Annotated in this window: 9 protein-coding genes; all 9 read right to left on the reverse strand. The window is 58.9% G+C overall.

The annotated features are described in order from the left end of the window. Nucleotides 1-22: 22 nt before the first annotated feature. The 9 genes from C0456_RS08245 to dnaE all read right to left on the reverse strand — a co-directional run bounded on the left by C0456_RS08245 (nucleotide 23) and on the right by dnaE (nucleotide 10,680). A complete protein-coding gene (locus C0456_RS08245; RefSeq protein WP_291050414.1) occupies nucleotides 23-1,186 on the reverse strand; it encodes an RIP metalloprotease in 1,164 nt (387 codons plus the stop codon). A 4-nt stretch (nucleotides 1,187-1,190) separates the two neighbouring features. Then, nucleotides 1,191-2,492 carry a 1-deoxy-D-xylulose-5-phosphate reductoisomerase gene (gene dxr, locus C0456_RS08250; RefSeq protein WP_291050416.1) on the reverse strand — a complete coding sequence of 434 codons (1,302 nt, stop codon included), beginning with the start codon at nucleotides 2,490-2,492 and terminating at the stop codon, nucleotides 1,191-1,193. Next, entirely contained in the window at nucleotides 2,389-3,207 is an 819-nt protein-coding gene (locus tag C0456_RS08255) for a phosphatidate cytidylyltransferase (protein ID WP_291050417.1), read from the reverse strand. The genes dxr and C0456_RS08255 overlap by 104 nt, the downstream gene beginning before the upstream one ends. Beyond that, nucleotides 3,207-3,965, reverse strand: a complete 759-nt coding sequence (locus C0456_RS08260; protein WP_291050418.1) for an isoprenyl transferase — start codon at nucleotides 3,963-3,965, stop codon at nucleotides 3,207-3,209. Before C0456_RS08260 ends, C0456_RS08255 begins: the two co-directional genes overlap by 1 nt. Further along, nucleotides 3,965-4,519: a ribosome recycling factor gene (gene frr, locus C0456_RS08265; RefSeq protein WP_291050419.1), complete on the reverse strand. Its 555-nt coding sequence runs from the start codon at nucleotides 4,517-4,519 to the stop codon at nucleotides 3,965-3,967. Before frr ends, C0456_RS08260 begins: the two co-directional genes overlap by 1 nt. Next, complete coding sequence (gene pyrH / locus C0456_RS08270) at nucleotides 4,516-5,271, reverse strand: UMP kinase (RefSeq protein ID WP_291050420.1); 756 nt, start codon at nucleotides 5,269-5,271, stop codon at nucleotides 4,516-4,518. The genes frr and pyrH overlap by 4 nt, the downstream gene beginning before the upstream one ends. Before the next feature lie 113 nt (nucleotides 5,272-5,384). Further along, a complete protein-coding gene (gene tsf, locus C0456_RS08275; protein WP_291050421.1) occupies nucleotides 5,385-6,290 on the reverse strand; it encodes a translation elongation factor Ts in 906 nt (301 codons plus the stop codon). 38 nt (nucleotides 6,291-6,328) lie between these two features. Beyond that, entirely contained in the window at nucleotides 6,329-7,120 is a 792-nt protein-coding gene (gene rpsB / locus C0456_RS08280) for a 30S ribosomal protein S2 (RefSeq protein WP_291050422.1), read from the reverse strand. Between the two features lie 137 nt (nucleotides 7,121-7,257). Continuing rightward, nucleotides 7,258-10,680 carry a DNA polymerase III subunit alpha gene (gene dnaE, locus C0456_RS08285; RefSeq protein WP_291050423.1) on the reverse strand — a complete coding sequence of 1,141 codons (3,423 nt, stop codon included), beginning with the start codon at nucleotides 10,678-10,680 and terminating at the stop codon, nucleotides 7,258-7,260. Between the last annotated feature and the right edge of the window lies 1 nt (nucleotide 10,681).

Raw genomic sequence — 10,681 nt, forward strand, 5'->3', positions numbered from 1 at the left:
TCCGTATCGGGCTGACGTCTCATCAGCCACCTCCTCGTCCAAATACGCCCGTTTCAATCACATCTCCCCATGTGATAACCACCACCATAAGCAGCAGAAGAAACACGCTCGCTCTCAATGCGAAAGCTTCCACCTGGCTCGGCAGTTTCGCTCCAGTGATGGCTTCGTATGCATGAAACACAACACGTCCGCCATCCAGCACTGGCAGTGGCAACAGGTTGAAAAAGCCGACGCCCACAGAAACTGCCGCACAAACACTCATGAGCATCCAGAACAATTGCTCTGTCTTCTGCCATGACGTCAGCTGAGTCTGCTCCATTACCCGATTGACCGCGCGGCGGGAGATGTCCCCTACCCCAACAGGCCCGGACATCGTGTGAACAGACATATTGCCGGTGGCGATTCGGCTGAGCATTTTGACGGTCTGATCGATGGTTCGGCCGGTTTGCGCCGTGCCGGCGACGAGAGACCCGATTGGGCCATATTGAACCCGCTCTATGAGCTCAGTGTGGGCCAGATTGAACCCCGCGGTGCTTTGGGGCACGATCTGTCCAAATTCGTTGGGCCGGACTATTTCCAGCGGCGTGACGGCGAGGTTCAGCGGTTGCCCATCCCGCTCCACCACGAAGTTCATCGCCTTGTTGGGACTGACGAGAACCATGGATGTCACGTCAAAGCCGCTGAATATATCGCGGTTGTTGATCTGACGAATAACATCGCCGGGCAGAAGCCCGGCTTCTTCGGCAGGCATGCCTTCAGCTACATGGGTAATCTGAACTTCGAATTTCGGCGTCCCGAACACACCGACGGCCAGTGCGAAGATGAGCGTCGCCAACACAAAATTTGCAAATGGGCCCGCAAGGCTGACCACAATCTTTGGAATGGGTTTCAGGTCATCAAACGACTTGCCGACAATATCAGCGTTAGGGCCATCCTCTTGGCGTGCAGCTGCCGGTAAAAAACTTACGAACCCGCCGAGCGGTATCCAGTTGATGCGCCAACGGGTGCCCCGTTTGTCACGGGTCTCCACAAGAGGTTTTCCAAAACCAACGGCAAAGGATTCTATCGCCACGCCATACATGCGGGCGGCCAGATAGTGACCAAACTCATGGATGACCACCACGATGCCCATCATGAATATCAGGCAAGCGAGGAAGAGTGGCCCCTGGCTCAGAATCTGATCCACTCGATCATCCCCCTGCCCGGCTTGGGGCGTTGCTTAACCAATCGGACGCTAGGAAATGCCCGTATCGGCTTAATTCTGCTATCTCTTCAAGCGTTTCGCATTTGCTAGAGGCAAAATTACTGGATGAAAAGCGCTCCAGTGCGGCTGCCACCACTCTTGCGATATCTAGAAACCCGCATTTTTCAGCAACAAAGGCTGAAACTGCCGCTTCATTAGCGCAATTTAATATCACGCGCGCGCCTGGACCGGCGCTCATTGCCTCGCGCGCGAGACGGATCGAAGGGAAACGATTTTCGTCAACCTCGGTAAATTCCAGCTTCGAAATTTGAGCAAGATTGAGCCGGGTGACGCTTGTAAGGATCCGGTCTGGCCACCCCAAAGCGTAGGCAATCGGCGTTTTCATATCCGGAATGCCCAGCTGCGCGATCACGGAGCCGTCGCTGAAATGAGCCATCCCGTGGATAATGGACTGCGGGTGAACCAGAACGTCGATCTCCGATGCCGGCATATCGAAAAGCACAGCCGCTTCGATGAACTCCAGGGCCTTGTTCATAAGGGAAGCGCTGTCGATTGAGTTCTTTATGCCCATCGACCAGACAGGATGTGCTGCGGCCTGCCCCGGAGTGGCCCGCTCCATCTCGTCCAGGGTCCATGTGCGAAACGGCCCACCGGACGCCGTAATGGTCAGCCGCTCAAGGTTTTTGCCGTCCCCCAGGCTTTGGAAGATCGCGCTGTGCTCGGAATCAACGGGAAGAATTCGGGCGCCAGACTTTCTCGCCTCCTGAAGCATGAGCGGGCCGCCACAGACGATGCTTTCCTTATTGGCGATGGCGACGTCATTGCCGGCGCAGATGGCTGCCAATGTGGATTCCAGGCCCGCTGCGCCCACAATGGCTGCCAGAACCCTATCGCATGGCCGGGCCGCCGCTTCGTTGAGTGCCGCAGCCCCTGCTGCGACCTCAATGCCCGTGCCGCCCAGACGGGCTTTAAGTTCGTCGAAACGGCCCTCATCGGCAATAACCGCAATGCGGGGACGCAGGACGCGCGCTTGTTCGGCGAGCTTCTCCGCATCTCGGCCTGCAGCCAGGGCCTCGATTTCAAACTCAGCCGCGCCGGTCTCGATCGCATGGCGAATCACGTCGAACGCTGACTGGCCAATGGACCCTGTGGATCCAAAAACGGAAACCCTGCGCACCATCAGATCACAGCCCCAAAGACGCCGCGAAACCGGGAATGGCGCAAAGCGCAATGCTTCCGGCAACGCTGACCGCCCCCAGGCCGTCCACGCGGTCCAGAAGACCGCCATGTCCGGGAAGTATCTTTCCCGAATCCTTGACCTTGAAACGGCGCTTCAGCCCGCTTTCGAACAAGTCGCCCGCCTGTGCCACGATTGATATCGCTATCCCTGTTGCCATCCACACGAGGGGATCGCTTTCTTCTATCATCGCGGCGAAATAACCACAGATTGCGCACACGATGACAGCAGCAATTGCACCACTCCACGTCTTATTCGGACTCTCACTCGGCAAAAGCTTGGGGCCGCCGATCGCCCTGCCGAAGAAGTACGCCGCCGCGTCCGACGCCCAGACAAACGACATGAAGTAAAGCGCAGCCGAACGGCCCTCCCAACTCCCTTCCCGGAGCAGGTAAAGGCCAGCGACCATTGCGAAAACGTAGACGACACCAAAGCCAGCCGCTATCCGCGTGTGGACACCGGGGCGAGCGGCCACCAAGGCAAGTGACAATGCTGCAGCCCCTATTGGAAGCGTAATGACGAGGTTATCCAAGGGGAACGAAGCTGCGAAGAGCCCGCCAAGCACCGCGAGAAAATGAGGATGCGGTGTAGCGCTCATCGCGCACCATTCCAGCATCATGACATATCCGAACAAAGCGCACGCCGCCGCGAGCCACCATCCCCCCATCCAGACAGCGCCAAGTGCCATCGGGATCAGAATGAACGCAGATGCCAAACGGGCAGGAAGTTCGGAAAACCGCCTTTCGGTCGGCGTCCAGTCGCCCATCAGCCTGCTCCCGGAGTCACCGCGCCATACCGGCGCTCCCGTTCATTGTAGCTTTTAAGGGCCTCTTCAAGATGGGACCGGCCAAAATCCGGCCAAAGAACGTCACAAAACAGCAATTCAGCGTACGCCGCCTGCCAAAGCAGGAAATTACTTATGCGAAACTCCCCGCTTGTACGGATCAGGAGGTCAGGGTCCGGAAGGCCACTCGTGTCCAGATAGGCCGCGAAATCCGATTCGGAGATGTGGTCATCGCGAATTCCTGCCTTCACGTCGCGCGCAACGGCCTGCACGGCGCGGAGTATTTCGTCCCGCGCCCCATAATTGAAAGCGATCGTAAGATTGAACCGGGTGTTTGCGCTCGTCTCCAGCTCCGCCTTCTTGACGAGACTTGCGATATCCGGCGGCAAGCCTTCACGCTGGCCGATTATCCGTATCCGAACACCTTCAGCCTTAAGACGCCCGAGATCCCGCTGAACATAAGCTTTCAGCAGTGCAAATAAGGTATTCACTTCTGCTGGCGGTCTTCGCCAATTCTCGGTCGAGAAGGAGAATACGGTGAGATACCGGATCCCGAGCTCGCCGGCTGCATCAACTGTCCGGCGCAAGGCCTCAACGCCCCGCTCATGTCCGGCGGACCGGGGGAGATGGCGCGCCGTAGCCCAGCGGCCATTTCCATCCATGATTATCGCCACATGGCGAGGGGCGGCGGGCTGTTCACCCGCCGGCACAGGGTCGAGAGGGGCAGCTGCCCGCGACATCAGACCTGCATGATCTCCGCTTCCTTGGACTTCAACGCCTCGTCGACACGCTTTACGAACGCATCGGTGAGTTTCTGCACTTCATCCGAGAGGGCCCGGTGACGATCCTCGCTGATCTCGCCATCCTTTTCGGCCTTTTTGAGGGCGTCCATACCGTCCCGGCGCACATTGCGCACGGCGACGCGGGCAGCTTCGGCATACTTGCCGGCAATCTTTGTCAGCTCCACCCGGCGTTCCTCGTTGAGAGGCGGGATCGGAATACGCAGGTTCTGCCCATCCATAACCGGGTTCAGACCCAGGCCGGACTCGCGGATCGCGCGGTCAACGGCGCCCACGACAGCCTTGTCCCAGACGTTCACCGACAGCATCCGCGTATCGGAGACCGTTACAGATGCCACCTGGCTGAGGGGCGACATGCCGCCATAAGCCGGAACCTGGATGCTGTCCAAAAGATTCACGGAGGCCCGCCCAGTCCGCAAACCTGCAAATTCTGACGCCAGAGACGCGAGCGCGCCTTCCATCCGGCGCTCAATGTCCTGTTTGCTGTAGCTCATGGCTTTTCTGCTCCCTCATTGGTGATCGTCGTGGATGTGCCTCGCCCGTAAAGGACATTCAGCAGCGAACCTTCCTCTTTGAGCGAGAAAACCACGATCGGTACATTGTTGTCTCTCATCAGGCTGACGGCAGAGGAGTCCATGACGCGAAGATCTTTCGCCAGGAGCTCCTGATAAGCCACCTGATGATAGCGAGTGGCGGTCGCGTCCAGCTTAGGGTCAGCAGTGTAGACGCCGTCTACCTGCGTGCCCTTCAGCAGCGCATCGCAATTCATCTCGATTGCGCGCAGCGCGGCGCCGGTGTCGGTGGTGAAAAACGGGTTGCCGATGCCTGCCGCGAAGATCACCACGCGGCCCTTTTCCATGTGCCGCTGTGCGCGCCGGCGAATGTAGGGCTCGCAGATGGCATCCATGTTCAGGGCCGACTGTACGCGCGTGGGCACACCGATATTCTCAAGCACACTCTGCATAGCGAGGGCGTTCATGACAGTGGCGAGCATGCCCATGGAGTCTGCCTGCGCGCGCTCCATGCCCTTTGCAGCGCCAGCCACGCCCCGAAAGATATTGCCGCCGCCGATGACGAGGCAGATTTCCGCCCCGGCCTTCCGGGCCTCAGCGATCGCGCGCGCAAACTTCTCACAGGTCGGAATATCAATTCCAAACTGCCCGTTTCCCATCAGCGCCTCGCCCGAGAGCTTAAGAAGAACGCGACGATATTTCATTTCGCCAGTTTCAGGCTCTCCGGATGGCATAATGAAACCCCAATCTCTTTTATTATGAGCACTGGATACAATAATCCCGGCCGCTCCTGAGGGGGGCGGCCGGGATTGTTCAAAGCCCCTCGCGGGCCGAAAGGCAAGCCCGATCAGGCGCCTTTTGTGAGCGCAGCAACTTCGTCGGCGAAGTTGTCCGCAGCTTTCTCAACGCCTTCACCGAGTTTGTAGTGAACAAACCCTTTCAGGGTAGCGCCCTGCTCTTTCAGGAATTCGCCGACGGTCTTGTCGGGATCCATGATGAAGGGCTGCTCAACGAGGACCACTTCCTTGTAGAACTTCTGCATCCGGCCAACGATCATCTTTTCGATGACCGCATCCGGCTTGCCGCTTTCCCGAGCCTGCTCTGTCAGAATGCGTTTTTCCGATTCGACCAGTGCCAGATCAAGCTCAGCCGTCGTGCCGGCGGCAGGCGAAGTCGCGGCGATATGCATAGCCACTTTGCGGCCTGCATCTTCGAGATCACCCGAGCCATCCAGCGCCACAAGAACGCCAACCTTGCCCATGCCGGGCACAACAGCGTTGTGAACGTAAGCAGAAACGCGACCGTCAGCCGAGAGCTTCCCAAAGCGACGGAGCGTCATGTTTTCGCCGATAGTGGCGATCATGCGCTTGATCAGGTCGTCAACAGTGCCTTCGCCATCCGGCGACGGAGCGCCTGCGAGGGCGTCTACGGCGCCATCCACGTTGAGAGCGGCCTGAGCGATGCCGTCCAGAGACTTCTGGAAGATCTCGTTGCGGGCAACGAAGTCCGTCTCAGCATTCAGTTCGACGATCGCGCCCGACTTGCCGTCGGCCGACAGCTTGACGGCGACAAGGCCCTCTGCCGCAGCGCGGTCGGATTTCTTGGCGGCCTTCGACAGACCCTTGGCGCGAAGCCATTCGATCGCAGCGGCCTGATCGCCATTGTTTTCGACGAGCGCCTTCTTGGCGTCCATCATGCCTGCGCCGGTCTTCTCGCGCAGTTCCTTCACAAGTGCAGCAGTAATCTCAGCCATGAGATTGTTCCTTCATCTTGGGTTAGCAGGAGAAGCGATTAAGCTTCGCCTGCAGCTTCTTCGTCAGCCAGTTTGACGTCGGCATCGGCAAGAGACGCAATGTCCGAGGCAGCACCAAGATCAACGCCGAGACCTGCGGTGGATTCAGCCAGGCCGTCGAGCACAGCATCTGCAAACAAGTTGCAGTAGAGCGAGATCGCGCGGGCCGCGTCGTCGTTACCGGGGAAACCGTAATCTGCGTCAGCGGGGTTGCAGTTGGTGTCGAGGACGGCAACCACCGGGATACCCAGTTTGCGGGCTTCCTGAACGGCAATTGCTTCCTTGTTGGTGTCGATCACGATGATTGCGGACGGCAGGCCACCCATGTCTGCGATACCGCCGAGCGATTTCTGCAGCTTCTCACGGCGGCGCTGCAGGTCGAGCAGCTCTTTCTTCGTCAGGCCTGCGCCACCACCGCTCTCGAACATAGCATTCAGTTCGCGCAGCTGCTTGATCGAATTGGAAACGGTCGACCAGTTGGTCAGCGTGCCGCCGAGCCAGCGATGGTTCATGTAGTACTGAGCGCAGCGTTGAGCGGCTTCAGCGATAGGCTCCTGAGCCTGACGTTTCGTGCCCACGAACAGGATACGGCCGCCTTTGGCAACGGTATCACGCACGAAAACCAGCGACTGATGCAGCGCCGGAACAGTGTGCGAAAGGTCCATGATGTGGATGCCGGAACGCTCGCCGTAGATATACGGCTTCATGCGGGGGTTCCAGCGGTGGGTCTGGTGACCAAAGTGAACACCAGCCTCGAGCAGCTGACGCATCGAGAAGTCAGGAAGGGCCATCGATTTTCTCCATCCGGTTGGCCGTCGCAGGGGGAACTACGGGAAATCCCGTCGCACCGGATGCACCCGCGACATGGTTTAGAAAGCGCGCGTATACTCAATTCAGGCGAAACGACAAGCCCCAAAACACTGGAGATTCAGGCGGCTTGACGCGGATCGACCTTCTCCACACCGGGAACTTCCTTCAGGGCGCGCTGGGCTCGCAGGCCGATGGTGTAGGTTTGGGGCAACCTCATGGTAACGATGCGGCCATCCTCGAGGATCAGCTCGATGAAAATGACGCCCCTGTCGCCGTCCGGAAGCTGCTCAAGGCGCCGCACAACCCCGGCCAGATCTGCTGGATTTGAATCAGGGCCAAGCCGAACCACCAAAGAGCCTGAAGGCTTGGACAGCCTTGCCGCTTCCAGTTCAATCGCCCGGTCGAGATTGAGGCGAAGTTCCTCGCCGTTAAGCTTGGCCGTTACAGTAATGGCCACCGCCTTTCCGGGCTGAAGCAGGTCGCCATACTGCTGAAGGCCCTCATTGAAGACCATCATCTCGAGTTCACCTGTGGGGTCGGAAATCGTCAGAAACGCGAATTTGCCGCCATTCTTGCTGGGCTTGTCATTTCTGGACCGCACAATGCCAATCATTTCCAATGGTTTACCGTCGGCAGCCCGTTCATGGATTTCCATCGCGAGCGTAACGCGGTCCCGGTCAATCGACGTCAGGACATCGTCCAGCGGGTGGCCCGAGAAGTAGAAGCCGATGGATTTGAACTCCTCGTCCAGCTTCTGCTGCGCAGTCCATGGCTTTGAGGGCGGGAAGTCGGGCCGCAGCGCCGGTTCTGCCTCGCCGAACAAGCCCCCCTGCCCGCCCTGGCGGTCATCCGCCTGGCTGGCACAGTACTGCGCCAGCAATGGCACAGCGGCCAAAACACGCGCCCGGTTTGACTCAAGCCCATCCAGGGCGCCCGATTTAGCCAGAGATTCGAGCGCCTTCTTGTTGACGTGCCTGGGATCGACCCGCTCGGCAAAATCATAGAGATCCTTGAACCGGCCGCCTTGATTGCGCACCGCCACGACATGCTTCATCGCCTCGATTCCAACGCCCTTGATGGCGCCAAGCGCGTAGACAATTCCATCCTCATTCACATCGAAATCAGGCTGTGACGCGTTGATCGCAGGCGCCAGCACGCGAATGCGCAAACGCTTGGCCTCCTGAAAGAAAGCGGCGAGCTTGTCGGTATTGCCGATGTCGAGGCTCATCGAGGCGGCGATGAACTCCTTTGGATAATGGCATTTCAGGAAGGCCGTATGGTACCCGATCAGGGCATAGGCGGCAGCGTGGGATTTGTTGAAGCCGTAACCAGCGAATTTCTCCATCGTATCGAAGATCTCGTTGGCTAGTGATTCCTTCATCCCCTTGTTGGCCGCCGCGCCCTCCACGAAGCGCTTGCGCTGCGCGATCATCTCTTCGAGCTTCTTCTTACCCATCGCGCGGCGCAGAAGGTCTGCCTCGCCAAGCGAGTAGCCGGCAATCTCCTGCGCCATCCTCATGACCTGCTCCTGGTAGACGGGCACGCCATAGGTTGCCTCCAGCACCGGTTTCAGGTCGGGATGCTGGTATCGTACAGAGGCTGGATCTTCCTTGCCCTGAACATAGACGGGGATGTTCTCCATAGGGCCTGGCCGATAGAGCGAGATAATAGCAATCAGGTCTTCGATGTTGTTGGGGCGTACCCGGCGGAGCGTGTCCCGCATGCCTGCGCCTTCAAGCTGGAACACACCGAGAGTCTCACCGCTTGCCATAAGCTCATAGGTGGCCGGATCATCCATGCTCCGCCAGGCAGGGCCGACATCACCGCCATCCCGCCGGATGAAGTTCAAAGCCCGGTCGATCACCGTGAGGGTTTTAAGGCCAAGGAAGTCGAACTTCACGAGGCCGGCCATCTCGGCATACTTCATGTTGAACTGTGTGGCCGGTAGATCAGCCCGCGGATCATTGTATAGCGGCACCAGCTCAACCAGCGGGCGGTCTGCAATGACGACCCCTGCCGCGTGCGTGCCGGCGTTCCGGTACATGCCTTCCAGGGCCCGCGCCGTATCGATCAACTCTCCCACGCGCGGGTCTGCCGCGATTTCCTCGTCAAACTTCGGTTCAGCGGCAATCGCCTCGTCAAGCGTCGGAGGCTTGGCGGGGTTGAAAGGGATCAATTTTGCAAGCCGGTCCACCTGCCCGTAAGGCATCTGCATCACCCGGCCCACGTCCCGCACCACAGCCTTTGCCTGAAGCGTACCGAAGGTGATGATCATGGCGACGCTGTCTGCGCCGTATTTCTCGCGCACATAGCGGATCACCTCGCCGCGGCGCTCCTGGCAGAAGTCCACGTCAAAGTCAGGCATCGAGACACGCTCAGGATTGAGGAAGCGCTCGAACAGCAGGTCAAACCGGAGAGGGTCGAGGTCCGTGATCGACAACACCCATGCGACCAGAGAGCCTGCACCCGACCCCCGGCCGGGACCGACCGGAATAGCATTTGCTTTCGCCCATTTGATAAAGTCCGAAACGATCAGGAAGTAGCCGGGAAACCCCATGCGCGCGATAATGCCGAGCTCATAGTCCAGGCGCTCAATGTATTTTTCTCGATCCGCATAAAGACGGTCTGCTTCCGCAAGACGCTGTTCCAGGCCCTCGCGCGCCTGATAGGCCAGCTCTTCTGCTTCCGAGCGCCCTTCCTTGCTGAAGTTCGGAAGGATTGGCTTTCGGGTTTCTGCCCGGACGGAGCACCGCAGGGCGATCTCTTCAGTGTTGGCGATAGCCTCCGGAAGATCCTCGAACAGCGCCACCATCTCTTCGGGAGATTTCAGATATTGATCCGGCTCCACCCGTTTGCGGTCGTCCTGTCCCAAATATTGCCCATTGGCGATGCACATCATGGCGTCATGAGCCGTGACGTCGTCAGGCTTCATGAAGCGCGCATCATGTGTGGCCACAATCGGCAAGCCGAGTTCGTAGGCGAGTTCCACCAGACCCTGCTCGGTCTTGATCTCGTCCTGCGTGCCGTGACGTGTGATCTCGACGTAGCAGCGTCCCGGATAGGCGGCCGCCAGCGTTGCCATCTCGGTTCGCGCGTCCGCCATGCGGCCTTTCAGGATATGCCGGGCTATTTCACCTTCCGAGCCGCCTGTCAGAAGGATGAGCCCTTCGGTACTCTCCAGCAGATACTTCTTGTGAAGACGCGGCACACCATCATCTGCCTCAAGATAGGCCCGCGACGACAGGAACATGAGGCGCTTATAGCCAACATCATCCTGCGCATATGCCGTCAGCCGGAAGGGTTCGGCCTTGGGTGATCCATCGGTTACATCGAAGCAGCAGGCCATGATGGGCTGGACCCCGTAGTCCGTCAGCTTCAGTGACAGCTCCAGCGCGCCGAAGAGACAGTTCCGGTCCGTCACCGCCATGGCGGGCATGCTGTGCTGCTTGCACCATTTTGCCAGATCTGATGGCGTGATCATGCTCTCCAGCAGTGAATAGCTGGAGCGGACAGCAAGATGAATAAAAACAGGTTTCGTCACG

Origin of the sequence: Hyphomonas sp. (assembly GCF_013823385.1) — a bacterium.
Classification (GTDB): Bacteria; Pseudomonadota; Alphaproteobacteria; order Caulobacterales; family Hyphomonadaceae; genus Hyphomonas.

Coding starts and splice junctions, on each gene's coding strand:
- dxr (WP_291050416.1), bottom strand. CDS start 2,492: ATGGCGGTCTTCTGGACCGCGTGGACGGCCTGGGGGCGGTCAGCGTTG.
- C0456_RS08255 (WP_291050417.1), bottom strand. CDS start 3,207: ATGGGCGACTGGACGCCGACCGAAAGGCGGTTTTCCGAACTTCCTGCC.
- C0456_RS08260 (WP_291050418.1), bottom strand. CDS start 3,965: ATGTCGCGGGCAGCTGCCCCTCTCGACCCTGTGCCGGCGGGTGAACAG.
- frr (WP_291050419.1), bottom strand. CDS start 4,519: ATGAGCTACAGCAAACAGGACATTGAGCGCCGGATGGAAGGCGCGCTC.
- pyrH (WP_291050420.1), bottom strand. CDS start 5,271: ATGCCATCCGGAGAGCCTGAAACTGGCGAAATGAAATATCGTCGCGTT.
- tsf (WP_291050421.1), bottom strand. CDS start 6,290: ATGGCTGAGATTACTGCTGCACTTGTGAAGGAACTGCGCGAGAAGACC.
- rpsB (WP_291050422.1), bottom strand. CDS start 7,120: ATGGCCCTTCCTGACTTCTCGATGCGTCAGCTGCTCGAGGCTGGTGTT.